The organism is Enterobacter wuhouensis (assembly GCF_035835995.1).
Classification (GTDB): Bacteria; Pseudomonadota; Gammaproteobacteria; order Enterobacterales; family Enterobacteriaceae; genus Enterobacter; species Enterobacter wuhouensis.
The window spans coordinates 1,011,395-1,038,137 of the sequence record NZ_CP142124.1 but is presented as its reverse complement, the minus strand read 5'-3'; the positions used below and the strand labels follow the sequence as shown (position 1 = coordinate 1,038,137).

The following is a 26,743-nucleotide window of genomic DNA, read 5'->3' as shown; positions in this document are numbered from 1 at the left end:
ATTTATATACAGTATAACAAAAGGCGAAAAATGCGTCAGCTGTTTTCATGTCTCACATTTGTCATAAAAAGATGTTACATATAATCAAAATAAAACCTTTATATACATATACTTAATAAATAAATGGAGAATATTTATTCATGAAGAAAATCATTTCGTTCTCATTATTTTTCCTGGCGAGCGCAGCATTAGCCAATCCGGAGATCGTTGCGCACCGAGGCGGCACTGCCGATGCGCCTGAAAATACCCTTCCGGCAATCAAGCTGGCGCTTGAGAACCAGGCGCATGTGATTTGGGTTACCGTTCAGTTAAGCCGGGATGGGGTTCCGGTGCTGTATCGCCCAAGCGACCTGAAAGCGTTAACCAATCAGCAAGGAAAGGTGTCGCAGTATTCATTTGCGGAGCTGGCTAAGATGGATACCAGCGTCAAGTGGAAGGATAAGGGACTGCCGGAAAACCTGCTTCATACTTCGATACCTACGCTGAAATCGGTGCTGACGACCTGGCCCGATACGCGATTTTTTATTGATATCAAATCCCCTGATGCCGATCCGAGCATGATGGGTAAGCGGCTGCTTGACGTATTGAAAGAAACCAACAGTCTGAATCGGGTCCGCATCTATTCAACAGAAGATCGTTACCTGGAAGCATTACCCGCCGAAATCCCTCGCTTTGTTACCCGCAGCGAAACGCGCACGCGTCTGGCCAATATTTCGTTAAGCCACGAATGCCTTCCACCCTCCCAAAAAATGAATGATTACTGGTACGGACTGGAGTTGAACAGAAAGGTCGAAGTGGTCGAGAAATTTACCTTAGGTGAAGGCATCTCCCCTGCAACCTTAACCTGGGATAAAGAAGCCGTTGATTGCTTCCGCTCCCAGGGCAATGCGCATTTGATTTTTATCGGCGTGAACACTGATGAAGATTATCAGAAAGCCAGGGCGTTGGGTGCCGAAGGGGTACTGGTGGATTCACCCGCGAAAGCGAAAAGCTGGGCAAAATAAGCAACAAAGGCCGCAGGACGCGGCCTTTCTATTAGATAATTCTATTTTGCTGACGCTGCTGCTCGCGTGCCATTTTTTTCCTGCGGGCATCGCAGGGCTCCGGGCAGTCGCAGACCTTCTCCATCCCAATAGAAGAGATACCGCCGCAGCTGCCCTGGATGCTTTTGCGCTTAACGATCCAGCCTAACGACATGCCGAACACCACCAGCACAAACGCCACAAAGGTTGCCAGAAACGTCAGCATCATCAGCCTCCAAAATCATCGAGCATGATGTTCTCGTCTTCCACGCCGAGATCTTTAAGCATCTTAATCACGGCGGCGTTCATCATCGGCGGTCCACACATATAGAATTCGCAGTCTTCTGGCGCCGGGTGCTGCTTGAGGTAGTTTTCGTACAGCACGTTGTGGATGAAGCCCGTATAGCCCGTCCAGTTATCTTCCGGCTGCGGATCGGAGAGCGCCACGTGGAAGGTAAAATTCGGATTCTCACGCGCCAGCTGTTCAAATTCATCGTCATAGAACATTTCGCGCAGCGAGCGCGCGCCGTACCAGAAGCTGATTTTACGCTTGCTGCCAAGCCTTTTGAGCTGGTCAAAAATGTGCGATCGCATCGGGGCCATACCGGCGCCGCCGCCGATAAAGACCATTTCCGCGTCGGTATCTTTGGCAAAGAATTCGCCGAACGGGCCGGAGATCGTTACTTTGTCGCCAGGCTTGAGGGACCAGATATACGATGACATCACGCCCGGTGGCGCATCCGGCACGTTAGGCGGCGGTGTGGCGATACGCACGTTGAGCATGATAATGCCCTTCTCTTCCGGGTAGTTAGCCATTGAGTAAGCGCGCAGCGTCGGCTCTTTCACGTCTGAGACAAAGCGGAAAAGATTAAATTTATCCCAGTCCGCCCGGTATTCATCCGGCACGTCGAAATCCGCGTAGGCCACGGTATGCTCAGGACACTCAATCTGAATATACCCGCCCGCACGGAACGGAACGCTCTCCCCTTCAGGAACGCGCAGCTTGAGCTCTTTAATGAAGGTGGCTTTGTTATCGTTAGAGATAACCTCGCACGCCCATTTTTTGACGCCGAAAATCTCTTCCGGCAGCTCAATCTTCATGTTCTGACGCACCGCAACCTGGCAGGCCAGACGGCATCCCTCTTTTGCGTCGCGCTTCGTGATATGCGCCAGCTCGGTTGGCAGGATATCACCGCCACCCTCTTTTACTTTTACGCGGCACTGTCCGCATGACCCGCCGCCGCCGCAGGCTGAGGAGACAAATATCCCGCTGCCGGAGAGCGTATTAAGCAGCTTGTCTCCGGCCGGAGCGCGGATCTGATTTTGCGGTTCATCGTTGATATCAATAATGACATCGCCGGAATTCACCAGCTTTGCGCGCGCGGCCAGGATTAGCCCCGACAGCACCAGTACAATCAGCGTGAACATCACCACGCCAAGAATGATTTCCATTAGTTAGCCCTTATAGCTGCACACCGGAGAAGGACATAAAACCTAATGCCATCAGCCCGGTGGTGATAAAGGTGATCCCTAAGCCGCGCAGACCCGCGGGCACGTTGGCGTATTTCATTTTTTCGCGTATCCCCGCCATGGTGACAATCGCCAGCATCCAGCCGATGCCAGAGCCAAAGCCATAGACGACGGATTCACTGAAGTTGTAATCGCGTTGAACCATAAACGAGACGCCGCCAAAGATGGCGCAGTTCACCGCGATCAGCGGCAGGAAGATCCCCAGCGCGTTGTAGAGCGACGGGAAATACTTGTCGAGGATCATCTCAAGTATCTGCACCAGGGCGGCAATCACACCAATAAAGGTGATGAAGTTCAGGAAGCTAAGATCAACGCCCTCCACCAGCGCGCCGTCTCGCAGAACGTAATTGAACACCAGGTTATTGATAGGCACGGAAAGCCCGAGCACGACCGTCACCGCCACGCCCAGACCAAATGCCGTCGACACCTTTTTGGATACCGCGAGGAAGGTACACATGCCCAGGAAGAACGCGAGCGCCATGTTTTCAACAAACACCGCGCGCACAAATAAACTCAGGTAATGAGCCATTGTCGGTTACTCCTTTTCCTGCTGCTCAGGCTTCAACGTACGAATCAGCCAGATCAGCAAACCGATAATGAAAAATGCGCTTGGCGCCAGCAGGAACAGACCGTTTGGCAGATACCAGCCGCCGTTCTGCACCGTATCCAGCACCGGGATGCCAAACAGCTTGCCGCTGCCAATCAGCTCGCGCAGGAAGCCTACCGTCAGCAGGATCACGCCGTAACCGAGGCCGTTGCCGATACCGTCCATAAAGCTCGCCAGCGGCGGCATCTTCATGGCATAGGCTTCCGCCCGCCCCATCACAATACAGTTGGTGATGATCAGGCCAACGAACACCGAAAGCTGTTTTGAGGTTTCGTAGGCAAACGCGCGCAGCAGCTGATCCACCACGATCACCAGCGAGGCGATGATCGCCATCTGCACGATGATCCTCACGCTGTTCGGGATGTGGTGGCGGATCATGGAGATAAACATGCTGGAAAACGCTGTAACCAGCGTTACCGCCAGCGTCATCACGACCGCCGTCTCCAGCTTGGTTGTTACCGCCAGCGCCGAGCATACGCCCAGCACCTGCAGAGTTATCGGGTTATTGGCTAACAGTGGGCCAATGAGCACCTTTTTGACTTCTTTCAGTTCACCCGCATCAGCCATTGTTTAGCGCTCCTTCACGTACGTTTTTCAGGAAAGGACCAAAGCCCAGCTCGCCCATCCAGAAGTCAAAACTGTGCTGCACCCCGTTAGAGGTGAGCGTTGCCCCTGAAAGTCCGTCTACGGCGTAGTCGTCGCCCGGACGCGCGGCCCCTTTCATCACCCTTAACGCGGGCTGGCCGTTGTCGTCGAGCACCTTCTTGCCGACAAACTGCGCACGCCAGTTAGGGTTTTCCACTTCGCCACCCAGTCCAGGGGTTTCACCCTGGTCATAATACGTAATGCCTTTGACCGTACGGCCGTCGGTATCCAGCGCCACGAAGGCGTACATCATCGACCATAGCCCGTTGCCGTAGATGGGCAAAACCACCTCCTGCACGCGCTTCTGTTCGTCGCGGACTAGGTAGATCTCCGCGAAATTACTGCGGCGCTTAATCCCCGCAGGATCCTGTGATGCATCCAGCACGGTGCTCATCTGCGGATCTTTTAGCGCCTGCGCCTGGTTATATTTCGCAGGGTCTTTCTCCAGCAGTTCACCGGTTTTTAAATCCACCAGCCGTGCGGAGATGCGTTCGGCAAACACGTCTGCAACGTCATCCTTCGTCATGCCTTCCTGCATCAGCCCGGCGACGGCGAGGATATTGCGCTGTTTATCCAGCGCGCGCTGTTCCTGCTGCAGCGGCTTTAACCCCACGGCAGAGCCCGCCACCACGATAGAACAGACCAGGCAAAGCACCAGCACCACCAGCAGCGTTTTGCCGATGCTGTCGTTCGATTTAATTTCAGCCACGCGCCTTCCTCCGCTTAATGTTGGCACGCACAACCAGATAGTCGAACAGCGGCGCAAACAGGTTGGCAAATAAAATGGCCAACATCATCCCTTCCGGATACGCCGGGTTGACCACGCGAATTAATACGCACATCACGCCAATGAGCACCCCGTAGCTCCATTTACCTTTATCGGTAAACGAGGCTGAGACCGGGTCAGTCGCCATAAACATCATGCCGAAGGCGAAGCCGCCGAGAACCAGATGCCAGTACCAGGGCATGGAGAACATCGGGTTGGTATCTGAACCAATGAGGTTGAACAGCGTGGCGGTGAGCACCATGCCCACCATAACGCCTGCCACGATGCGCCAGGAGGCCACGCGCCCAAACAGAATGATCGCGCCGCCAATCAAGATCATCAGCGTAGAAACTTCCCCGATGGAGCCAGGGATGTTGCCAATAAAGGCGTCAAACCAGGTCACAGGCTGGCCCGTCGCGTTGTTCACCAGCGTTTCGCCGCCGTGGGCCGCCCACTGCGAAAGCGGCGTTGCGCCTGAGAAGCCGTCCGCTGCCGTCCACACAAGGTCCCCGGAGATCTGCGCCGGATACGCAAAGAACAGGAAGGCACGCCCCGCCAGCGCCGGGTTGAGGAAGTTACGCCCGGTGCCGCCGAAGATCTCTTTAGCAATCACCACGCCAAAGCTGATCCCCATCGCCGCCTGCCAGAGCGGCAGCGTCGGTGGGACAATCAGCGCAAACAGAATCGAGGTGACAAAAAAGCCTTCGTTGATCTCATGCTTGCGAATGATGGCGAACAGCACTTCCCAGAAGCCGCCCACGATAAAGACGGTGATGTAGATCGGCAGGAAGAAGACCGCACCCAGCGTCATCATGCTTATCCAGCCCGCATCGGCGCTAAAGCTTACGCCCAGGGACTGCGCCAGACGATAGTGCCAGTCAGACTGAATCACCTGCGCCAGCTGCTGCGCATCGTACATATGGTGCAGCGCCGGAATGGTCTGCAGGCCGACGTTGTACATGCCCCAGAACATGGCCGGGAAGACCGCAAACCAGACCAGAATCATCATTCGCTTCAGGTCGATGGCGTCGCGAACGTGTGCCGCCCCTTTCGTCACCAGCCCCGGCGTGTAGAAGATCGTCGTTGTCGCTTCATAGAGCGGGTAATACTTCTTCAGTTTGCCTTCGGTAAAGTGCGGCTCAATTTTTTCAAAGAGGTGTTTTAAGCCCATCGGTTATCCTTCCTGCTCAATGCGGGTTAACACCTCGCGCAATACCGGTCCGTATTCGTATTTCCCCGGACAGACATAGGTACAGAGCGCCAGATCTTCTTCGTCCAGCTCAAGGCAGCCCAGCGCCTGCGCGCCGTCGGTATCTCCTGCCAGCAGATCGCGCAGCAGGACGGTCGGCAGAATATCCAGCGGCATCACGCGCTCGTAGTTGCCAATGGGAACCATGGCGCGCTCGCCGCCGTGCGTGCTGGTGGAAAAGTTAAAGAGCTTATGGCGCAGGAAGTGCCCAAGCGTGGTGCGGGTCACGGAGTATTTTTCAGCACCCGGCAAAACCCAGCCGAAGAGCTCTTTCTCGCGTCCTTCCTGAACGACGCTGACCTGAAGATGGAAGCGCCCCAGGTAAGCCTGCGGGCCAACAGCCTGGCGTCCACCGAGTACCGAGCCGGAAATCAGGCGGTTTTCACCTTCTTTTGTTTCACCGACCAGGAGTTCATTGATGTCTGCCCCCAGCAGCGTACGCACCAGACGCGGGTTTGCAGCCTGCGGTCCGCCAATGGCAACGACGCGCTCGGTGCACAATTCGCCGGTCGTAAAAAGCTTTCCGATGGCAATCACGTCCTGGTAATTAAGATGCCAGACCTGTTTCGTCAGGCTCACCGGTTCAAGGAAGTGAATGTGGGTGCCAGCCAGCCCCGCCGGATGCGGGCCGGCGAAGGCGTTAAAGGTAACTTGCCCCTGAGGATGGCCGCCGAGCTTGCCGCCGCTCGCCTGACAGACGTGTATTTTCCCTGCCGTCAGGCGCGTTAGCACCGTTAGCCCGGCATCAAAAGCCGCGCGCTGCGCCAGAATGACAGGCTCAGGATCGACACAGAGCGGATTCGTGTCGATAGCCGTAACGAAGATGGCGGCAGGTAACTCGCCGGGAACGGGTGTCTTGCTAAAGGGGCGCGTGCGAAATGCCGTCCACAAGCCGGAGTCCAGCAACTGCGCCTGCACGGTATCCCGGCTGAGCGTCGCGATGTCCGCCACATCGAAACGGGCAAACTCGCGCTGCTCATCGCCTTCAATGCGGATAACAACCGATTGAAGAACGCGGCGTTCACCACGGTTGATTGCCGCTACGGTGCCGCAGGCAGGTGCGGTAAACATGACGCCGGGATTTTTTTTATCCTCGAAGAGCGCCTGTCCTTTAACGACGCGATCGCCCTCCTGTACCAGCATTGAAGGGCGCATTCCCATGTAATCGTTACCTAAAAGAGCAACATGGCAAATGCTTGCGCCCGTCGAAACGTGCTGTTCAGGCACGCCGGCGATCGGCAGGTCTAGTCCTTTTCTGATTTTAAACATGTGGTTAGCAAGTTTCCATGAACAACAATCCAGAGGAGGTGAAGTTTACCATTTCACTCTCTTTCCGGGCAGGGAAACCGCCGTTGCAGACACCGAAATGCGAGCCATTACGCAAAGTTCCTGGAGTCAAGGCAATTTGGATCGGTTATAAAGTAAAACTAATGTGTAAACCCAAAGGTTGGCTCTTGCGAAAATCTTTATCGGTGCTAATGTGAGCGCTCCTGTCCAGATTTATCTGATTTCGGGTCTCTTTTGCCGTCCTGGCAAGTTGGTCATAGTTTTATCAAGGAACTCGTAGTATGCGTAAAATCGCATTGTTCATTGCGATGCTTCTGATTCCGTGTGTGTCGTTTGCCGGGCTGCTCAGCAGCAGCAGCTCCACCACGCCGATCAGCAAAGAATATAAGCAACAGTTAATGGGATCGCCGGTTTATATTCAAATCTTCAAGGAAGAGCGCACACTCGACCTGTTTGTGAAAATGGGTGAGACATATCAGCTGCTCGACAGCTATAAAATATGTAACTACTCCGGCGGGCTGGGGCCAAAACAGCGCCAGGGCGACTTCAAAAGCCCGGAAGGGTTTTACAACGTTCAGCGTAGCCAGTTAAAACCTGACAGCCGCTTCTATAAAGCGATTAACATCGGCTTTCCGAATGCCTTTGACCGCGCCCATGGCTATGAAGGTAAATACCTGATGATCCACGGTGCCTGCGTGTCTGTCGGCTGTTACGCGATGACGGACTCGGGTATTGATGAGATCTTCCAGTTTGTGACCGGCGCGCTGGTATTCGGCCAGCCTAACGTACAGGTCAGCATCTATCCGTTCCGCATGACCGATGCCAACATGGCGCGTCACAAGTACTCGTACTACGCGGATTTCTGGAAACAGCTGAAGCCGGGCTATGACTACTTTGAGCAGACCCACAAGCCGCCAGTCGTCTCTATCGTCGATGGTCGTTACGTGGTCAGCAAGCCGCTGAGCCACGAAGTCGTCCACCCGCAGCTGGCGTCAAATTACACGGTCCCCGAGACAAAATAACACCCACTCGCCTGGCATAATCTTTTGCCAGGTTTCGTTGCCCGTCAGCGGCTGCGTTGCAATGACTGTGACCACATCGTTCGGTGTGGTCTCTTTCTGAAAGTCTATTTCCACATCCTGATCCAGCAGCGTCGCAACGCCAAACGGCGCACGACGCGTGATCCAGAACAGATTCGTCGAACAGAACGCCATCACATAGCGCCCGTCAGAGAGCAGCATGTTGAACACGCCTTTTTCACGCAGTTCAGACGCCAGCGTCGCGATGTATTTGAATACGGCGGCCATGTTGCCCGGCGTGCGGGGATAGCGCTCCGTCAGCTTGTGCAGCAGCCAGCAGAAGGCTTTTTCGCTGTCCGTTTCGCCTACCGGGCGGAAATTGCCCGTCTCCAGTGATTTATAGCCCGTAAGCTGCCCGTTGTGCGCATAGGTCCAGTTACGGCCCCATAGTTCACGGGTAAACGGATGGGTATTCTCCAGCGCCACTTCGCCACGGTTTGCCTGACGAATGTGGGCGATCACCGAGCGGGACTTGATGGGGTAGTCCTGCACCAGTTTGGCAATCGGTGAATTAAAGCTGGGCTGCGGATCTTTGAACGTGCGACACCCTTTGCCTTCGTAGAAGGTGATCCCCCAGCCGTCTTTATGCGGCCCGGTTCCCCCGCCGCGCTGAACCAGCCCGGTGAAGCTAAAGCAGATATCGGTTGGCACATTGGCGCTCATCCCGAGCAGTTCGCACATAAAACACCTCCACAACAGCGGGGGGCACCGGTGCCCCCCAGCGAAGTCTTACTTAACCATCTCTTTTTCGATCAGTTGAATCAGGATGTGGATCACTTTGATGTGAATTTCCTGAATGCGGTCAGCGTAACCGAAGTGGGGAACGCGAATTTCAACGTCCGCCGTACCGTCCATCTTACCGCCATCTTTACCGGTCAGGGTGATGACTTTCATCCCTTTTTCACGCGCGGCGGCGATCGCTTTGATCACGTTGCCGGAGTTGCCGGAGGTAGAAATCCCCAGCAGCACGTCGCCTTCGCGGCCTACCGCCTCAACGTAGCGGGAGAAGATGTGGTCGTAACCGAAGTCGTTGCCTACGCAGGAGATGTGGCTCACGTCGGAAATCGCAATCGCCGGGTAGCCCGGGCGGTTTTCGCGATAGCGTCCGGTCAGTTCTTCTGCGAAGTGCATCGCGTCACAGTGGGAACCGCCGTTACCGCAGGAGAGCACTTTGCCACCGGCTTTAAAGCTGTCGGCCAGCAGGACCGCTGCGCGCTGAATAGCGTGAATATTGGCATCATCTTTCAGAAAGTTCGCCAGCGTTTCCGCCGCTTCGTTCAGTTCGTTACGAATAAGATCCTGGTACATGAGGATAATCCTTCAGTATTGATGAAATAACTCAGTGGAGTGTACCGGATAGCGGGAAAAGCGAGAAGCTAAAGCCATGCGAATCGTCCGGCGTTTTGATTTTTCGTGCCGACTAAAACGCGAACAATGTGAACCAGGTTGTAATTATTTTGTAAACACATTGCTAAAGGAATTCACATCAACTACAACCATATCATCACAAGTGGTCAGACCTCCTACAAGCAAGGGAGCTTTTCTTTATGATGATTTTGAGCATTCTCGCAACCGTTATTCTGCTCGGTGTGCTGTTCTATCACCGCGTAAGTTTATTTCTGAGCAGCCTGATTCTTCTGGCATGGACGGCAGCGCTTGGCGTCGCAGGCCTTTGGAATATCTGGCTTTTAATCCCTCTTGCCATCATTCTTCTGCCGTTTAACCTGACCCCGATGCGCAAGGCAATGATTTCCGCGCCGGTGTTCAGAGGCTTCCGCAAGGTGATGCCGCCGATGTCGCGCACCGAGAAAGAAGCGATTGATGCAGGCACCACCTGGTGGGAAGGCGACCTGTTCCAGGGCAACCCGGACTGGAAAAAGCTGCACAACTATCCGCAGCCGCGTCTTACCGCTGAAGAACAGGCCTTCATTGACGGTCCGGTGGAAGAAGCGTGCCGCATGGCAAACGACTTTGCCATCACCCATGAAATGGCCGATCTGCCGCCAGAGCTGTGGGCTTACCTGAAAGAGCATCGCTTCTTCGCGATGATCATCAAGAAAGAGTACGGCGGCCTCGAATTCTCCGCTTACGCTCAGGCTCGCGTGCTGCAAAAGCTGGCGGGCGTCTCCGGGATCCTGGCGATTACCGTTGGCGTGCCTAACTCCTTAGGCCCGGGCGAACTGCTGCAGCACTACGGTACTGAAGAGCAGAAAGATCACTACCTGCCGCGTCTGGCACGCGGTCAGGAAATTCCTTGCTTCGCGCTGACCAGCCCGGAAGCAGGCTCCGATGCAGGCGCGATCCCGGATACCGGCGTGGTCTGCATGGGCGAATGGCAGGGCGAACAGGTGCTGGGCATGCGCCTGACCTGGAATAAGCGTTATATCACCCTGGCGCCTATCGCCACCGTGCTGGGTCTGGCCTTTAAGCTCTCTGACCCGGAAAAACTGCTGGGCGGTGAAGAAGATTTGGGCATTACCTGCGCGCTGATCCCAACCTCTACCCCAGGCGTTGAAATTGGTCGCCGTCACTTCCCGCTGAACGTGCCGTTCCAGAACGGTCCAACCCGCGGCCAGGATATCTTTGTGCCGATTGACTACATCATCGGCGGTCCGAAAATGGCCGGTCAGGGCTGGCGTATGCTGGTGGAATGTCTGTCGGTGGGCCGCGGCATTACCCTGCCGTCGAACTCAACCGGCGGTCTGAAGTCGGTCGCGATGGGGATTGGCGCGTACGCCCACATCCGCCGTCAGTTCAAAATCTCCATCGGCAAGATGGAAGGTATCGAAGAACCGCTGGCGCGTATCGCGGGCAATGCCTACGTGATGGACGCCGCTGCGTCGCTGATTACCTACGGCATCATGCTGGGCGAAAAACCGGCCGTGCTATCGGCGATTGTGAAGTACCACTGTACCCACCGCGCGCAGCAGTCGATCATTGACGCGATGGATATCGCAGGCGGCAAAGGCATTATGCTCGGCGAAGGCAACTTCCTGGCGCGCGGCTATCAGGGCGCACCGATTGCTATCACCGTGGAAGGGGCAAACATCCTGACCCGCAGCATGATGATCTTCGGTCAGGGCGCGATTCGCTGCCATCCGTACGTGCTGGAAGAGATGGCTGCCGCGCAGAACAACGACGTGGATGCCTTCGACAAGCTGCTGTTCAAACATATCGGTCACGTGGGCAGCAACAAGGTTCGCAGCTTCTGGCTGGGCCTGACGCGCGGTCTTACCAGCGCGACGCCGACCGGCGATGCGACCAAACGTTACTACCAGCATCTGAACCGACTGAGCGCCAACCTGGCCCTGCTGTCTGACGTTTCCATGGCGGTGCTGGGCGGCAGCCTGAAGCGTCGCGAGCGTATCTCTGCCCGCCTGGGCGACGTGCTGAGCCAGATCTTCCTGGCCTCGGCGGTCCTGAAGCGCTACGACGACGAAGGCCGTCAGGAAGCGGATCTGCCGCTGGTGCACTGGGGCGTTCAGGATGCGATGTATCAGGCGGAGCAGGCGATTGACGACCTGCTCGCGAACTTCCCGAACCGCTTCGTGGCGGGCGCTCTGCGCGCGGTGATCTTCCCGACCGGTCGTCACCATCTGGCGCCGTCTGACAAGCTGGATCATAAAGTGGCGAAGATCCTGCAGGTACCGAGCGCAACCCGCTCCCGTATCGGCCGCGGTCAGTATCTTGAGCCAACGCTACACAACCCGGTGGGCCTGCTGGAAGAGGCGCTGCTGGACGTGATGGCTGCCGATCCGATTCACCAGAAGATCTGTAAGCAGCTGGGTAAAAACCTGCCGTTTACCCGTCTGGACGAACTGGCAAAACAGGCGCTGGCCGGTGGTATTATCAATAAAGATGAAGCCGCTCTGCTGGTGAAAGCCGAAGAAAGTCGTCTGCGCAGCATTAACGTGGATGATTTCGAACCGGAAGAGCTGGCGACGCAGCCGGTAAAGCTGCCGGAGAAGCACCGCAAACCTGAAGCGGCGTAACGCGTTTCGCTTGTACAAACCCCGCCTCGCGCGCAATGCCGATCAGTTAAGGATCAGTTGACCGATCCTTAAACTACGGCACTATAACGGCTTCCACCACAGGGAGCCGTTTTCTTATGCCACATATCAACGATCTGCTCGATTTCAGTGACCACCCTCTTATGCCGCCGCCATCTGCCCAGATGTTTGTCGAACACCTTCCCGCAGAGTGGATACAACACTGTCTGACTTATCTGGGGTAACCAATGATCGGCACGCCAGCAGCTGCGTGGAGCCATTCTTGATGGGGTACACCTGGAAAACGGAGCCCAAAATTTCCGATCTCCAAACTGCCCCCGAATGGTTGATTAACAAGCAGAAAGAGCGGAGAATCCATACAGGACACATGGATGAAAAGGACGTCTGATGTTCAGATTGTACACGCTGTGGGAACTCGAACGGGAGCTCTCTCCCGAAGATTTCCAGCATATTCTGACACCGGAAGCGGCACTGGAAAAAGCGACTGTAAGCTATGACTTGGACTACCGAAACTACACGTCACCACCAGTAAATGAGGTTCCCAGACAGAGGGACGGTTTTAACAACAAACCCTATCAGCGAACGGGTTACGACCCGGTTTATGATGATCTGGAAATAAACCTGATGGAGGGCTGGGTTATCGGTCTGGATACAGACGAAGACTGGGACGAAACGGTAAACCCTTTCCACATCGAAACCGGTGGTGAGCTGATTTTTAATAATGCAGATCCGTTCTGCTGGATTGTCAGTGATTTTCAGCGCGCTTTTCGACATGCCATCAATAACCAGAACGGTAGAAAACCCGCACCAACCGTGAAGTTCCGCACTTCCGGAGAACCCGTGCAGCACGCTCAGGCGGGCAAAGTAATCAACAGCAAAATAGCTGGAGGATTGATGGCCGGCGGAGGTGTGTACAACGGCAACATAGAGGGATTCCATCAGGCCGCACAGCAGCTAGGCGGCGACACGTTAGCTGGTTACGATCAAGTCATGGATAACAAAGGACTGATCATTGCTGGCGTATCTGTCGTGGCAGGGCTGACGATGGGCAGGATGCGGTTCCCAGAACTGGAAGAGCTTGAGCATTTCGGGGCGAGAGGGGCTGCATCGGGAAGAACGTTTGATCCCGAACTGGCAGGTGGACCGATCGAAAATCTGACGACGGATGGGGTGAATGTCACTCATGAAGGGATCGCAACCGTAGAAAAACATATATCACGATTCGACCACGACCCTGCTAACGATGTGATGATTGGTAGGCTAAAAAACATTGCAAAAGGTGATCTTCCCCCCGAACAAGTAGATCTAAATTACTACACACACGAATGCAGAGAATTCCAACGTTATTGCAATTTAGGTTGGGAATCAGGTGAACCTGAAGGGCCTGCTAGCTATGATCTATGGAACAATGCACACACAGCAACGTTAGAAGATTTTAAACTTAAAGACGGTGACCTATTCCACCCGGACGCACTGAAATGACGATCACGAAGACAGAAATTAACGTACTAAAAGTCATGTCTGAAAAAGACATGGATTGGAGCTGGATAATTCTAGACCGCGCACTTTCTATGAAAGGAATCCCCGGATTTGGCAACGTAGCGAGAATTGTCACTAATTTAGTCGAACATGGTTTAGTCGATGTAATTTACAACGAAGAAACAAAGCACTCTCGTTATAGAGTGTCAGAAAATGGGTTTAAAACACTCAAAGAACTGGACCTGACAGAACACGATTAAACATAACATCTGTTATCAGCACCGCCAGATCACCACTGGCGGCGTTTCCGGGGTCTGACGTGCTACAGTCGTGGCTGGTAAACCGCAAAACCACTGGCAACGCACCTGATAAATTTTAACCCTCTGCATATCTATGCAGCTAGGTGAATCACCGCCAGTTTCGTCGAAAAATGGCACTGAAAGTGCCGTTTCCGGCAAGTTACCGCGTTATTGATGACCCTGAGCGCTGCTTCTGTTTTTGCTCCATCTCCAGCGTTTTCTGATGTCGAACAGTCCATTCATGTTGGGGTCCGCCTGGAATCCGGAAATTATCCTACGTTAAGCCTGTTTTTTGTACAGACTACTATCCACTGATAGTAACGTACGGTACTTACCCTGTCCCAGCTTGAGGTTTGTTCGCCAGACGTGATCCCCGCTGAGATTTATGTGCTCCCATCCTGGCAGGGACAGATGCGCAATAAGCTGTTCATTTAGCGGGAGTCCTTTTCGCCTCAGAGAATCTATGGCTCTTTCTATATATATAGTATTCCATAGTGAGATCGTCGCAGTCAGCAATGTCAGACCACTCACCGGGGACAATCCCGCAACGACCGGAGCATCTGCGGGGAAATCTGGAAGCGTTGTTCATCACAAAACGCCCCCGACCATCAAGGCCGATGGCGGTTAAGATGTCAAAAACCCTCTTTCCGGTGGACACCCATGCCGCTCCGCTTAAGTGAACGGCATTGCGCCTCGCGCGGGGTTTTTTATTGCCACATTTTCCCGTAATGACGTGCTACAGTGTCAAAAAGCGGTCGTTTGAGGAGCCTGTATCGTGCCTGGTTTGAAGATTTCGATTTTGCAGCAACCTTTAGTGTGGATGGATGGCCCTGCCAACCTGCGCCACTTCGATCGTCAACTGGAAGAGATTACCGGGCGCGACGTGATTGTCCTGCCGGAGATGTTCACGACCGGCTTCGCCATGGAAGCGGCTAAACAGTCGATGCCGCAGGAGGAAGTGGTGGCGTGGATGCATGCCAAAGCGCAGCAGACCAACGCGCTGATTGCCGGTAGTGCGGCGCTGCAAACCGAGCGCGGGCCCGTGAACCGATTCCTGCTGGTGGAGCCGGAAGGGAAAGTGCATTTTTACGATAAACGCCACCTGTTCCGCATGGCGGATGAGCATCATCACTATGAGGCGGGTCACGAGCGCGTGGTGTTTGAGTGGCGCGGCTGGCGCATTTTGCCGCTGGTCTGCTACGACCTGCGCTTCCCGGTGTGGTCGCGCAACCGCAACGATTACGACCTGGCGCTGTACGTGGCCAACTGGCCTGCGCCGCGCTCCCTGCACTGGCAGGCGCTGCTGGCGGCGCGCGCGATTGAGAACCAGGCGTATGTGGTGGGCTGTAACCGCGTGGGAACCGACGGCAACGGGCATCACTACCGCGGCGACAGCCGGGTGGTGAACCCGCAGGGCGAGATTATCGCCACCGCCGAGCCGCACCAGGCGAAACGCATTGATGCCGAGCTGTCGTTGACGGCGCTGAAGGAGTACCGGGAGAAGTTTCCGGCGTGGCAGGATGCGGATCCGTTTAGCATTGGGTGAAATTATCCCCTCACCCCGCCCCTCTCCCAAAGGGAGAGGGAGGTTAAAACATTAACTCACCAACGCCTGCCCGTCTTTGCGGCTTTCCGTCGCGGCAACGTAGTGCCCTTCCGGCATACGGTAAATCACCTGCGCCCCGCCGAAGTTGTAATCCTGCAGCGGGTCTTCCACCACGATCTGATGCCCGCGCTCGCGCAGTGCGGCGATCGTATTGCGATCGAACGTCGATTCGACGATCACCTCCCTGCCCTGCACCACGCGCCAGCGCGGGGCGTCAATCGCCGCCTGCGGGTTTTGCCCGTGCAGCATAATGCGCAGCGCCATCTGCATGTGCCCCTGCGCCTGCATCGGGCCGCCCATCACGCCAAAGGACATCAGCGGCTGCCCGTTGCCGTCCATCGCAAAGCCCGGAATGATGGTGTGGAACGGGCGCTTGCTGCCCGCCAGCGCGTTCGGGTGATTGGGATCCAGCACAAACCCGCAGCCCCGGTTTTGCAGGCTGATCCCCGTATCCGGCACCACGATGCCTGAACCGAAACCCATAAAGTTGGACTGAATAAAGGAGATCATCATTCCGCTGGAATCTGCGGCGCTGAGGTAAACCGTGCCGCTCTGCGTCGGTGAACCGTAGACAAAATCGGAAGCCTTATCGCGATCGATAAGCGCGGCGCGCGACTTGAGGTAATGGTCGCTCAGCAGCTCTTTCGCCGCGAACTCCATGTGTTCTTCATCCGCCACGTAGCGGTCGAGATCCGCCAGCGCCAGCTTCATCGCCTCGATGGAGAGATGCAGCCCCTGCACGGAATCCGGGTGATGCTGCTCAATGCCGCACTGCTCTAGAATGCCGAGCGCAATCAGCGTGGCGATCCCCTGGCCGTTCGGCGGCAGCTCCTGCACCGACCCGCCCGCGAAGTCGCGCGACAGCAGCTCCACCCAGTCAACGCGGTGGTTTGCCAGGTCCTCTTCGGTCAGGTGCGCGCCGTGTTCTTTAGCGAAGGCGGCAATTTTCTGCGCCAGCTCGCCGCGGTAAAACGCGTCGCCGTTGGTTTTGGCAATCAGCTCCAGCGAGTTCGCCTGCGCCGGGTTACGGAAGATCTCCCCAACGCGCGGGGCGCGGCCTTCCGGCGCAAAGCAGGCGCTAAAGCCAGGCTGATCTTTCAGCTTGTTATAGCCGCGCTGCCAGAGATGGCCGATCAGCGGGGAGACCGGGAAACCGTTGCGCGCATAGTCAATGGCAGGCTGCGCCAGCGTGGTCAGCGGCAGCGTGCCGAAGCGTTCCGCCAGCGCCACCCAGCCGGATACCGCACCCGGTACGGTCACCGCGTCCCAGCCGATTTCCGGCACCGCGGTTTTACCGGCAAAGAGATCTGCATGCCAGCTGGCCGGCGAGCGGCCGGACGCGTTCAGACCGTGAAGCTTTTCACCGTCCCAGACGATGGCAAAGGCGTCGCTGCCGATCCCGTTGCCGGTCGGCTCAACCACCGTCAGCGCCATCGCAGTGGCAATGGCCGCATCAACGGCGTTACCGCCCAGCTGCAGCATTTTCATGCCCGCCTGCGCCGCCAGCGGCTGCGACGTCGCAACGGCGTTATGGCCCAGCATCGGCGGGCGTCGTGAATCGTAACCGGACGTAAAATCAAGCGCTTTGGTCATCATGACTCCTTAGTCGTGGCGCGGATCGAGCGCATCGCGCAGCCCGTCGCCAAGTAAATTAAAGCCCTGCACGGCAAGGAAAATCGCCACGCCGGGGAACACGGACATCCACGGCGCCTGCTCAAGAAACCCTTTCGCGGTGTTGAGCATGGAGCCCCAGGAGGGGTTGGGCGGCTGCTGTCCCAGCCCTAAAAACGACAGGCTGGCTTCGGCGATAATCGCCGAGGCAATGGCCAGCGTGGCCTGCACGAGGATCGGCGACATGACGTTAGGCAGGACGTATTTAATGATGATCCAGCGATCCGGCAGGCCAATCGCCCGCGCGCCGTCGATGTACTCTTCGTTGCGAATGGCGATCACCTGCCCGCGCGTCAGGCGGGCGAAGATCGGCATCGCCGAAAGACCGATGGCGATCATCGCGTTGGTCAGGCTCGGGCCTAAAAATGCCCCCAGCGCGATCGCCATGATCAGGAACGGACAGGCCAGCAGCGCCTCGATAAACCGCGAGATAACCCCGTCCCACATCTTCTGGAAGTAGCCCGCCACCAGCCCCAGCGGCACGCCGATGACCACCGCGATAACGACCGACATACAGCCCGCCATCAGCGAGGTGCGCGCCCCCCAGATAATGCGGGATAAAATGTCGCGCCCCAGCTCGTCGGTGCCGAACCAGTACATCGCCGACGGCGCTTTGCGCACCGCCAGGAAGTTGGCCTTAACCGGGTCGAACGGGGCAATCCACGGCGCGAGAAGCGCCACCAGCACAAAGAAGCCCACCACCACCGCGCCAATCACCGCGCTTTTGTTGGCGAGGAATTTCTTCAGCACCCGGTTCTGCGCGCGCGGCAGCGCGGGGGCAACGGTTTGCGTTGTCAGTTCCGCCATGGTTAACCTCGCATTTTCGGGTTGATAAGGACGTAGAGCACGTCGGCCAGCAGGTTGAGCATCAGAAAGCCAATCGCCACGATCAGCACCACGCCCTGCACCACCGCGTAGTCACGGTTGAATACCGAGTCGACGATCATCTTGCCGAAGCCCGGAATGGTGAAGACCTGCTCTGTCAGCACCGCGCCGCCCAGCAGCTCGCCGAACAGCAGCGTGGTGAGGGTGATGACCGGCACCAGCGCGTTGCGAAACGCGTGCTTCAGGATCACCGCCTTCGGCAGCAGCCCTTTCGCCCGCGCGGTGCGGATGTAATCCGCCTTTAGCACCGCAATCATCGAGGCGCGGGTGTGGCGCATCAGCGTTGCCGCGAGGCCGGTTCCGAGCACGGACGCGGGCAGCAGCAGCGTGCGCAGGTTCTGGATTGGATCTTCACTGAACGGCACGTAGCCGGACGCGGGTAGCCACTGCAGATTCACCGAGAAGACCAGAATCAGCAGAATCCCCAGCCAGAAGTGCGGGATCGAGATCCCCGAGATCGCCACGAAGTTCGCCCCGTGATCGACCCAGCTGTTTTTGTTCACCGCCGCGAGGATCCCCATGCTGATGCCAAAAGCCAGCGCGATAATCATCGCCAGCAGCGACAGCTCCAGCGTGACCGGCAGCTTGCTGGCGATCAGCTGCGTCACCGGCTCGTGGGTGCGTAAGGAGACGCCCAGATCGCCCTGCAGCGCCCGCGTCAGCCAGTTGAAGTACTGCACCGGGATGGGCGCGTCGAGGTTCAGCTCCGCGCGCAGCTGGGCAATGACCGCCGGGTCGCGCTCCTCCCCGGCCATGGCGATCAGCGGATCGCCGGGCAGCAGCTTTTGCAGCCCGAACACCATCATGCTCACCAGCAATAGCGTCGGGACGGCCAGCAGCAGACGTTTGCAAATCAGTTCCAGCATGGGTTCTCCTTAGGACGTTTATTTCGCCAGCGATAGGCCAGCCAGACGCACGATGCCGTCCGGATACGGCTTAAAGCCCTGCACGCTTTTGTTCAGGCCAAAAATGCGCGGCTCAAAGTAGAGGTAGGCAATCGGCATGTCGGTCTGCAGCTGTTTCACCACCTTGTCGTACAGCGGCTGGCGTGCGGCCTGATCTGTGCTCTGGCGCGCCTGGGTCAGCCATTCATCAACCTGCGCGTTGCTGTAGCGGCCGTCGTTCAGGGTGCCTTTGCTGTTGATAAAGCCGTAGATGCTGCCGTCCGGGTCCGGGCGGCCCGACCAGCCGGAGAAGCTCAGCTGGTAGTCACCGCTCTGCTGGCGATCCAGCAGCGTGGCGAATTCGGTCATCTGCAGGTTCAGGTTAAATCCGGCCTCAGCGACCATCGCCTGCAATACCTGACCCACCTGCTGCGAGGTTGGGTTGTTCGGCACCAGCAGGTTGACGGTCAGCGGCGCGGTGATACCGGCGGCTTTCAGCAGCGCTTTTGCCTTGTCAACGTCACGCGGCGGCACCGGCAGGTTGACGTGATACGGGCTGACCGGTGAAAACGCCTGGTTGGCCGGGGTGTAGAGCCCCTCAAAGACCACCTGGTTTAACGCATCGCGGTCGATGGCCTGTGAAAACGCCTCGCGCACGCGGGCGTCCTTGAACGGATCGTTCGCCGGCACCTTGCCGTTGTTGATGTTGAAGGTGATGCCCTGATAGCCCAGGCCGGTTACCTTCGCCAGCGCCAGCTTGCTGTCGGCTTCCACGGTTTTAACGTCGCTGGCGGCGATGCCTTCGGTCAGATCGAGATCGCCCGCGCGCAGGTTCGCGAGGCGCACGGAGGCATCCGGGATCGGCAGATAGATAATCTTGTCAAAGTGGTAGGCGTCTTTGTTCCAGTAGTTGTCAAAGCGCGTCAGAACGATACGGTCCTGCGACACGCGGCTGTCGAACTTGTATGGGCCGGAACAGATCGGGTGAGCGGCAAAGTCAGGCTTTTTCGCCGCCTCCGGGGCCATCATCGCGCCCGCGCGGTCAGTGAGCTGCATCAGCAGCGCGGCATCGGGCGTTTTCAGGCGCAGCGCAATCTGCATCGGGCCGGTGACCTCGACCGATTCAACGGAGGAGATCTCGCTTTTACGCAGGGAGCCTTTGAGGGTCAGAGCGCGGTCGAGGTTGTATTTTGCGGCGGCGGCATCGAATTTCTCGCCGTCGTGGAAGGTGACGCCGTCGCGCAGATCCATTGTCAGCGTTTTGCCGTCATCGCTCCAGGCCCAGGATTTAGCCAGACCCGGTACGACCTTCAGGTGCTCGTCGACGTCCACCAGCCTGTCGCACAGGGAGGCAAAGACGAAGCGGCCATAGTAGGTGCGCGCCAGATGCGGGTCGAGCATGTCCGGGTCTGCGCCCAGACCGATTCGCAGCACGCTTTCAGAATGGGCGGGCAGCGCCGCGCCAAGCAACATAACACTTCCCAGTACGGTCAAAAGAGAATTACGCATTGTCATTATCATGAGTTCCTTGAAGGAAGGGACGAGTGAGTGGCCGCGTGTTCAAACAGCGCGCGGCGGCGCAGAAAAGCGGCGGATGGCGGTGCGATCTGGATAACGCTGCGATCGCGGTTGATCTCCTGCCAGCGGTGGCAGGCAACCTGACGTCCGCCGTCGAGGACCTGATTAATCGGCTCAACCTGGCGGCATTCATCGGTAACGTACGGACAGCGGGTATGGAAACGGCAGCCGGACGGCGGGCTGGCCGGGTTGGGCAGATCCCCCTGCAGCAGCGGCGCGTCGCGCTCAACCCCCGGCTGCATCTGCGGTGCAGACGCGATCAATGCCTGGGTGTAGGGGTGCAGCGGCGCGTCAAAAATCTCATCCACGGTGGCAAGCTCGACGATTTGCCCAAGGTACATGACCGCCACGCGGTCGCTCATGTGGCGGATCACCGCCAGGCCGTGGGCGACAATCACCATCGTTAGCCCAAGCTGGTGCTTCAGGCTTTCCAGCAGGTTGACCACCTGCGCCTGAACGGAGACATCCAGCGCGGATACCGGCTCGTCGCCCAGCAGCAGCTTCGGCCCGGAAGCCAGCGCGCGCGCGATGCCGATACGCTGGCGCTGCCCGCCGGAAAACTCGTGCGGATAGCGCCCGGCCCAGGCGGCAGGCAGGCCAACGGTTTTGAGCAGCTCGGCGACGCGGTACTGGCGGTCCGCTTTTTTCATGTTCTGATGCAGCCACAGCGGCTCACCGACGATCTGCTCCACCGTCATGCGCGGGTTCAGCGAGGCAAAGGGGTCCTGAAAGATGATCTGCAGCTCGCGGCGGAGCTGGTTCAGGCGAGCGCCCGAGGCGTCGGTGATCTCCTCCCCCTGATAAAACACGCGCCCTTCGCTGGCGGCCAGCAGGCGCAGCAGCAGGCGGCCGAGGGTGGATTTCCCGGAGCCGGACTCGCCGACAATCGCCAGCGTTTCGCCCGGCATGACGGCAAGCGAAACGCGGTCGACCGCCGTGACAAAACGGGCCGGGGAAAAGAGTTTTTTCGGGCCGGGGAAGCGCTTGCTCAGGTCGCGGGCTTCAAGAATGGGCGTGGTCATGCGGTCTCTCCCAGGGCAATGTGGTGTTCGAGCGGCACGCGGAAGCAGGCGACCTGATGGCCGGTGCCGAGGGTGTTGAGCTGTGGTTTTTCAGCGTGACAGCGCGTCTGCGCAAACGGACAGCGGGTGGCAAAGCGGCAGCCTTCAGGCATGGATTCCGGCAGCGGTACCGCGCCGGGAATGGTTGAAAGTTGGCCTTTGCGTGCGCCAAGGGACGGGATCGAGCCCATCAGGCCGATGGTGTACGGGTGCTGCGGATCGGCAAAAATTGCCTCTACGCTTCCCTGCTCAACCACCTGTCCGGCATACATCACCGCTACCTGCTGCGCCACTTCGGCCACCACGCCTAAATCGTGGGTGATCATCAGCACCGCCGTTCCGGTTTCCTCTTTTAAGGTATTCAGCAGGGAGAGGATTTGCGCCTGAATAGTGACGTCGAGCGCTGTAGTCGGCTCATCGGCAATCAGCAGTTTGGGATGGTTAATCAGCGCCATGGCAATCATCACGCGCTGGCGCATACCGCCGGAAAGCTGATGCGGGTAAGCCTTAAGGCGCATCTCTGCCGCCGGGATTTGCACCTTTTCCAGGATTTGCAGCGCGACGCTCATCGCCTCTGCACGCGAGACGTTCTGATGGCGTATGACCGCTTCGCCAAGCTGATCGCCCAGCGTAAACGCCGGATTGAGCGAGGTCATGGGCTCCTGGAATATCATCGCCAGCTCGCTGCCGCGCAGGTCAGCGTATTCCCGCGGCGAGAGCTTGCGCAGGTCATGGCGGCGAAACTGCATCTCACCGCTGACAATCTGCGCGCTGGCAGGCAGTAAGCCCATCAGCGCTAACGAGGTGATACTTTTTCCACAGCCGGATTCGCCCACCAGCGCCAGCGTTTCGCCCGCTTTAACCGTCAGCGAAATACCGTCCAGCACGCTGACCGGGGAGCCCGCGAATTTAACGTTGAGGTTTTGCAGCCGCAGTACGGGCGTAGCGTCCTTAAAGGGTATCGTCGTCATAGCGTGGAGTCGTCCTCAAGGTGAATAGCCTGAATCAGGGCGGTTTGCAGCGTGAGCAGGTGTTCCCGCATCGCGGCGGCGGCTTCATTGGGCTGGCGATGAATAATCGCGGACATGATTTTGTGGTGGTGGTCGTTATAGCTGTCGACACGTTCAGGGGTTCGTGCAAGCTCGCGCAAATGCTGCCAGCTCGGCTCGCGCCGTACGGCGTCAATGGCATCAAACAGCCCGAGCATCAGGCGGTTGCCTGCGGCCTCGGCAATGGCACGGTGAAAAGCGCTATCCCATAATTCATTAAGGTCGCGGTCGTCCGGGCTGACCTTGTCAATGCGTTCCAGCATGCGCTGCATAAGCGCGAGGTTTTCCCTGGTGGCACGCAGTGCCGCAAGCCGGGCCAGGCCGGGTTCGAGCTGTAAACGAGCTTCCATCACTTCCAGAAGGTTGGTTTGCTGAACCAATCCCTGAAGGGCCAGCGGTTCAACGGGAGCTGCCGGGCCAATAAAGGTCCCTTTGCCCTGCTTACGCCAGATTCGCCCTTCTTCTTCCAGCACGTCCAGCGCACGACGGACTTCACGCCGCCCTACGCCGAGAGTGTCCGACAGCTCACGTTCAGTGGGCAGCGGAATGCCTGGTGTTGACTCGTGCTGATTGATTAGCCCGCGCAGCTGCTCAAGCGCGGTGCTGGAATTTGCCAGAAACCGTGACGGTTTTTCCATATTGGTTCGCTCGCTATCATCATTACTTTATTTTTATTAACGATAAGTTATTGATATGACGTGCAACTTATCGTGCTAATGATTAAGCAATAAACGAACCAATAGCGCATTGGTTCAGGAGCTTTTTGGAAAATGGCCGGTAACTGGATGATTTTCTATGAATTATTTTTACATAATTATTACAAATCGAGGTCGTGCCGGGAGGGAGATGTGGACGTAATGCACAAAATGAGTGCAAATAACGCACTAAAAACGTGCATTTGTTAATTAAATGCACTGTGTTTATTAACTTTTTGTTAACCAATGAAAGTGCTGAGGCGGGTAATCTTTTTCAGCGATAAAACGACGAAGGCCTGAATCATTTCTGATTCAGGCCTTCTGAATAGTGGCGGAACGGACGGGACTCGAACCCGCGACCCCCTGCGTGACAGGCAGGTATTCTAACCGACTGAACTACCGCTCCACTGTTCCCGTTTGGGGAACGAGGCGAATATTACGGTCTGCCTCTGAACTCGTCAACGCTTTTTCTTAGCTTTTGAATCGTTTGCTGCAAAAATCACCCAAGCGGTGAATTTACAGGCATTCTCACGCTATTTAAGCGCGCCACATGCAGCTGCCACCTTTCTTCTGAACCAAATCGAGACGCGATTCATGATTCAGAAGTTCTTCATCGCTGGCTAAAATAACCCGCAGGCGGCTAGCCTGACGCACAACGCGCTGAATGCCCGCTTCTCCCTGCGTCTGCTGCGATTCATTCTCCGTACTGAACTTCATCGACGTCTGCCCCCCAGTCATGGTCAGGTAGACATCGGCCAGGATCTGGGCATCGAGCAGTGCGCCGTGCAGCGTTCGCTTGGTGTTGTCTATTTCATAGCGTGAACAAAGAGCATCGAGGCTGTTACGCTTGCCGGGAAACATTTTCCTTGCCAGCGCCAGGCTGTCTGTCACCTTGCAGAAGGTATTCGTCTTCGGGATATCACGATTGAGCTTGCTGAATTCATAATCCATAAAGCCGATATCGAACGAGGCGTTATGGATGACGAGCTCGGCGCCCTTAATATATTCCAGGAACTCGTCCGCCACGTCTGCAAAAGTCGGCTTATCCAGCAAGAACTCATCGGCAATACCGTGAACGCCGAACGCTTCCGGATCCACCAGCCGATCGGGCTTGAGGTAAACGTGGAAGTTGTTCCCTGTCAGACGACGGTTCACGACTTCAACGGCACCGATCTCGATGATCTTGTGCCCTTCGTAGTGCGCGCCAATTTGGTTCATACCGGTGGTTTCGGTATCAAGAACAATCTGGCGAGTAATTGCAGTGCTCATAGCGGTCATTTATGTCAGACTTATCGTTTAACTGAACGTTCAAATTACAGGAAGTCTACCAGAGATGCGTAAACAGGTAGAAATTTTCACCGATGGATCTTGTCTTGGCAACCCGGGACCTGGCGGCTATGGCGCCATTATGCGTTACCGCGAGCACGAAAAAACCTTTAGCGAAGGCTATTTCCTGACCACCAACAACCGCATGGAACTGATGGCCGCCATCGTGGCGCTGGAAGCCTTAAAAGAACACTGTGACGTGGTGCTGAGCACTGACAGCCAGTACGTGCGCCAGGGCATTACCCAGTGGATTCACAACTGGAAAAAACGCGGCTGGAAGACGGCTGAAAAGAAGCCGGTCAAGAACGTCGACCTCTGGAAACGCCTTGATGCGGCGCTGGGCCAGCACGAAATAAAATGGGAATGGGTGAAAGGCCATGCTGGTCACCCCGAAAACGAACGCTGTGACGAACTTGCGCGCGCGGCTGCGTCAAATCCCGCTCATGAAGATACTGGGTATCAACCAGAATCCTGATCAGGGTTTTCGATACTGACGCGTTGCGCCAACGGTCTGGCGGATCTGCGATTTAGATTTGCTCTGCTTCATCGGGTTGAGCGTAAGAGGGATTGTCCGCTTACGCGCGACGATAAACTGCATGCAGCCTAACGCTGGGAGATGGGTGCTAAGCACAACGCCGCCCTTTCTTGCCCAGGGCAATACCTGAAAACCGCCGTAGCCGAGCACTTCAAAGTTCAGCAGTGAAAGCCAGTCGAGCTGGCGCATCATCGTAAACATCCGGCTGTCATAGGGTGGCGTGTGGCGTAACACGGGGACGAGCTTTCGTAATCCCATCAGACTTAACGGATTGAACCCACTAATCACCAGCCAGCCATCATCAATCAGCACGCGATCGGCTTCGCGTAACAAACGATGCGGATCGCTACACCAGGGTAAGGTGTGTGCGAGCAGGCAGGCATCAATCGATTTTTCAGCAAAGGGGAGATGCAGGGGATCGGCTTTCACCTGAACCGGTGCACCATCGAGAGAGACATTAACCTGATGTGAGATAGCGCAGCTTTCGGTATTGATTTCCGCACTGAGATTGCCAATCTTAAGCAGGTGAAAGCCATACATTTTTGCGAGCCACGGCTTGAGCTGTTGCTCTAACGCCTCGCGATAGTATTCACCCCAGGGCAGTTCCGCCCAACGTTCCGGTGCTGTGACAGTCTGAGGTATCCTTGCCGGTTTCATAAACGCACCCGCCACGCTATAAGAGGTAATGTATGAATCTTATCAGTATTTCTGCTTTCCAGGACAATTACATCTGGGTTTTGGTCGATGACGCGCGCCGATGCATCATTGTCGATCCCGGAGAATCTGCCCCGGTTCTACGTGCCATCAATGAGAACGGCTGGCAGCCAGAGGCCATACTCCTCACCCATCATCATAACGATCACGTTGGTGGAGTATCCGAACTGCGCGCCCGGTTTCCGCATCTTGTGGTATACGGGCCAGCAGAAACACAAGATAAAGGTACAACGCAAGTAGTCGAAGAAGGCGAAAATATCCTCATACTGGGGTGGGAATTTTTCGTATTTGCTACACCAGGTCACACTTCGGGACATCTCTGTTTCTACAGTAAACCTTATCTATTTTGCGGCGACACGCTGTTTTCTGGCGGCTGCGGCAGACTCTTTGAGGGTACACCTGAACAAATGTATCAGTCTTTACAAAAGATTAATGCGCTACCCGAGGATACGCTTATATGTTGCGCACATGAGTATACTTTAGGGAATATGAAGTTTGCCGTCAGCGTTTTACCAGACGATCGTGCTATTCAGGATTACTATCAGGAAGTGAAGGAGTTACGTGCAAAAAACCAAAAAACACTACCCGTAATTCTGAAAAACGAGCGGAGAATAAATTTATTTTTACGAACTGATGATGTTGATTTAATTAATAAAATTAACCAAGAAACAAATTTGCAACAACCAGAACAGCGATTTGCATGGTTAAGGTCAAAGAAAGATAACTTCAGATAAATGCGGGTTGCCTTTTCAAAATTTCGCCGTTA

26 protein-coding genes, 1 tRNA gene and 2 pseudogenes are annotated in these 26,743 nt (G+C 56.3%); 9 read left to right on the top strand and 20 right to left on the bottom strand.

The features are described from left to right. The first annotated feature begins 140 nt into the window (after positions 1-140). Complete coding sequence (locus tag VPX56_RS04975) at positions 141-1,004, top strand: glycerophosphodiester phosphodiesterase family protein (protein ID WP_326470246.1); 864 nt, start codon at positions 141-143, stop codon at positions 1,002-1,004. Positions 1,005-1,035: 31 nt separating this feature from the next. Here VPX56_RS04975 and nqrM read toward each other — a convergent pair whose 3' ends face one another. The 7 genes from nqrM to VPX56_RS04940 are packed head-to-tail and all read right to left on the bottom strand — an operon-like array spanning position 1,036 to position 7,088. Further along, a complete protein-coding gene (gene nqrM / locus VPX56_RS04970; protein WP_263611499.1) occupies positions 1,036-1,251 on the bottom strand; it encodes a (Na+)-NQR maturation NqrM in 216 nt (71 codons plus the stop codon). Then, positions 1,251-2,474: an NADH:ubiquinone reductase (Na(+)-transporting) subunit F gene (gene nqrF, locus VPX56_RS04965; protein ID WP_326470243.1), complete on the bottom strand. Its 1,224-nt coding sequence runs from the start codon at positions 2,472-2,474 to the stop codon at positions 1,251-1,253. The genes nqrM and nqrF overlap by 1 nt, the downstream gene beginning before the upstream one ends. Positions 2,475-2,484: 10 nt before the next feature. After that, entirely contained in the window at positions 2,485-3,081 is a 597-nt protein-coding gene (nqrE, locus tag VPX56_RS04960; protein WP_063451768.1) for an NADH:ubiquinone reductase (Na(+)-transporting) subunit E, read from the bottom strand. Positions 3,082-3,087: 6 nt separating this feature from the next. Beyond that, positions 3,088-3,726 carry an NADH:ubiquinone reductase (Na(+)-transporting) subunit D gene (locus VPX56_RS04955; RefSeq protein ID WP_131633386.1) on the bottom strand — a complete coding sequence of 213 codons (639 nt, stop codon included), beginning with the start codon at positions 3,724-3,726 and terminating at the stop codon, positions 3,088-3,090. Then, entirely contained in the window at positions 3,719-4,513 is a 795-nt protein-coding gene (locus tag VPX56_RS04950) for a Na(+)-translocating NADH-quinone reductase subunit C (protein ID WP_326470238.1), read from the bottom strand. Before VPX56_RS04950 ends, VPX56_RS04955 begins: the two co-directional genes overlap by 8 nt. Continuing rightward, positions 4,506-5,741 carry an NADH:ubiquinone reductase (Na(+)-transporting) subunit B gene (locus VPX56_RS04945; protein ID WP_131633388.1) on the bottom strand — a complete coding sequence of 412 codons (1,236 nt, stop codon included), beginning with the start codon at positions 5,739-5,741 and terminating at the stop codon, positions 4,506-4,508. The genes VPX56_RS04950 and VPX56_RS04945 overlap by 8 nt, the downstream gene beginning before the upstream one ends. Positions 5,742-5,744: 3 nt before the next feature. Then, positions 5,745-7,088 carry a Na(+)-translocating NADH-quinone reductase subunit A gene (locus VPX56_RS04940; protein WP_263611495.1) on the bottom strand — a complete coding sequence of 448 codons (1,344 nt, stop codon included), beginning with the start codon at positions 7,086-7,088 and terminating at the stop codon, positions 5,745-5,747. Positions 7,089-7,387: 299 nt separating this feature from the next. Between VPX56_RS04940 and dpaA the strand changes: the two genes are divergently transcribed. Next, the gene (gene dpaA, locus VPX56_RS04935; RefSeq protein ID WP_326470235.1) at positions 7,388-8,128 is read left to right on the top strand and encodes a peptidoglycan meso-diaminopimelic acid protein amidase; all 741 of its coding nucleotides are present in this window, start codon (positions 7,388-7,390) and stop codon (positions 8,126-8,128) included. Here the strand turns inward: dpaA and VPX56_RS04930 are convergent. Beyond that, positions 8,099-8,866, bottom strand: a complete 768-nt coding sequence (locus tag VPX56_RS04930) for a class II glutamine amidotransferase (protein WP_010427885.1) — start codon at positions 8,864-8,866, stop codon at positions 8,099-8,101. The two genes, dpaA and VPX56_RS04930, sit on opposite strands and share 30 nt — an antisense overlap. Before the next feature lie 48 nt (positions 8,867-8,914). After that, positions 8,915-9,493 (bottom strand): D-sedoheptulose 7-phosphate isomerase, encoded by a 579-nt coding sequence (lpcA, locus tag VPX56_RS04925; RefSeq protein ID WP_010427884.1) that lies wholly within the window; start codon positions 9,491-9,493, stop codon positions 8,915-8,917. 239 nt (positions 9,494-9,732) lie between these two features. On the opposite strand from lpcA, the gene fadE reads away from it, so the two are divergent. The 3 genes from fadE (at position 9,733) to VPX56_RS04910 (ending at position 13,934) form a co-directional block, all read left to right on the top strand. Continuing rightward, positions 9,733-12,177: an acyl-CoA dehydrogenase FadE gene (fadE, locus tag VPX56_RS04920; protein WP_326470232.1), complete on the top strand. Its 2,445-nt coding sequence runs from the start codon at positions 9,733-9,735 to the stop codon at positions 12,175-12,177. A gap of 405 nt (positions 12,178-12,582) precedes the next feature. Beyond that, positions 12,583-13,677 (top strand): DUF8093 domain-containing protein, encoded by a 1,095-nt coding sequence (locus VPX56_RS04915; protein ID WP_326470230.1) that lies wholly within the window; start codon positions 12,583-12,585, stop codon positions 13,675-13,677. Next, a complete protein-coding gene (locus VPX56_RS04910; protein ID WP_248228459.1) occupies positions 13,674-13,934 on the top strand; it encodes a MarR family transcriptional regulator in 261 nt (86 codons plus the stop codon). Before VPX56_RS04915 ends, VPX56_RS04910 begins: the two co-directional genes overlap by 4 nt. Positions 13,935-14,252: 318 nt before the next feature. On the opposite strand, the pseudogene VPX56_RS04905 reads toward VPX56_RS04910, so the two are convergent. Next, a pseudogene (locus VPX56_RS04905) lies at positions 14,253-14,501 on the bottom strand (Tn3 family transposase); the annotation flags it as partial. Between VPX56_RS04905 and VPX56_RS04900 the strand changes: the two are divergent. Beyond that, positions 14,501-14,653, top strand: a pseudogene (locus VPX56_RS04900) (IS4 family transposase); the annotation flags it as partial. The pseudogenes VPX56_RS04905 and VPX56_RS04900 sit on opposite strands and share 1 nt — an antisense overlap. Before the next feature lie 95 nt (positions 14,654-14,748). Beyond that, positions 14,749-15,519, top strand: a complete 771-nt coding sequence (locus tag VPX56_RS04895; RefSeq protein WP_326470224.1) for an amidohydrolase — start codon at positions 14,749-14,751, stop codon at positions 15,517-15,519. Positions 15,520-15,570: 51 nt separating this feature from the next. Here the strand turns inward: VPX56_RS04895 and VPX56_RS04890 are convergent, their stop codons facing one another. The 9 genes from VPX56_RS04890 to dnaQ form a co-directional block, all read right to left on the bottom strand. Then, a complete protein-coding gene (locus tag VPX56_RS04890) occupies positions 15,571-17,172 on the bottom strand; it encodes a gamma-glutamyltransferase family protein (protein WP_326471963.1) in 1,602 nt (533 codons plus the stop codon). 9 nt (positions 17,173-17,181) lie between these two features. Then, complete coding sequence (locus tag VPX56_RS04885; protein WP_048957588.1) at positions 17,182-18,057, bottom strand: ABC transporter permease; 876 nt, start codon at positions 18,055-18,057, stop codon at positions 17,182-17,184. Between the two features lie 2 nt (positions 18,058-18,059). Next, a complete protein-coding gene (locus VPX56_RS04880; protein WP_263611488.1) occupies positions 18,060-19,001 on the bottom strand; it encodes an ABC transporter permease in 942 nt (313 codons plus the stop codon). Positions 19,002-19,019: 18 nt separating this feature from the next. Then, positions 19,020-20,534, bottom strand: coding sequence for an ABC transporter substrate-binding protein (locus VPX56_RS04875; protein WP_326470219.1), 1,515 nt, complete (start codon positions 20,532-20,534; stop codon positions 19,020-19,022). 2 nt (positions 20,535-20,536) lie between these two features. Further along, positions 20,537-21,619 (bottom strand): ABC transporter ATP-binding protein, encoded by a 1,083-nt coding sequence (locus VPX56_RS04870; RefSeq protein WP_217480243.1) that lies wholly within the window; start codon positions 21,617-21,619, stop codon positions 20,537-20,539. Continuing rightward, positions 21,616-22,629 carry an ABC transporter ATP-binding protein gene (locus VPX56_RS04865; RefSeq protein WP_326470214.1) on the bottom strand — a complete coding sequence of 338 codons (1,014 nt, stop codon included), beginning with the start codon at positions 22,627-22,629 and terminating at the stop codon, positions 21,616-21,618. Before VPX56_RS04865 ends, VPX56_RS04870 begins: the two co-directional genes overlap by 4 nt. Beyond that, positions 22,626-23,345 carry a FadR/GntR family transcriptional regulator gene (locus tag VPX56_RS04860; protein WP_119935402.1) on the bottom strand — a complete coding sequence of 240 codons (720 nt, stop codon included), beginning with the start codon at positions 23,343-23,345 and terminating at the stop codon, positions 22,626-22,628. The genes VPX56_RS04865 and VPX56_RS04860 overlap by 4 nt, the downstream gene beginning before the upstream one ends. Before the next feature lie 386 nt (positions 23,346-23,731). After that, a tRNA-Asp gene (locus tag VPX56_RS04855) sits at positions 23,732-23,808 on the bottom strand. Positions 23,809-23,939: 131 nt separating this feature from the next. After that, on the bottom strand, positions 23,940-24,671 hold the full coding sequence (dnaQ, locus tag VPX56_RS04850) for a DNA polymerase III subunit epsilon (RefSeq protein WP_326470211.1): 732 nt from the start codon (positions 24,669-24,671) through the stop codon (positions 23,940-23,942). A gap of 64 nt (positions 24,672-24,735) precedes the next feature. On the opposite strand from dnaQ, the gene rnhA reads away from it, so the two are divergent. Then, entirely contained in the window at positions 24,736-25,203 is a 468-nt protein-coding gene (rnhA, locus tag VPX56_RS04845) for a ribonuclease HI (protein ID WP_131633397.1), read from the top strand. On the opposite strand, the gene VPX56_RS04840 is transcribed toward rnhA, so the two are convergent. Then, complete coding sequence (locus VPX56_RS04840) at positions 25,204-25,920, bottom strand: class I SAM-dependent methyltransferase (protein ID WP_326470209.1); 717 nt, start codon at positions 25,918-25,920, stop codon at positions 25,204-25,206. Between the two features lie 32 nt (positions 25,921-25,952). Between VPX56_RS04840 and gloB the strand changes: the two genes are divergently transcribed. Next, the gene (gloB, locus tag VPX56_RS04835) at positions 25,953-26,711 is read left to right on the top strand and encodes a hydroxyacylglutathione hydrolase (RefSeq protein ID WP_326470207.1); all 759 of its coding nucleotides are present in this window, start codon (positions 25,953-25,955) and stop codon (positions 26,709-26,711) included. Positions 26,712-26,743: the final 32 nt, after the last annotated feature.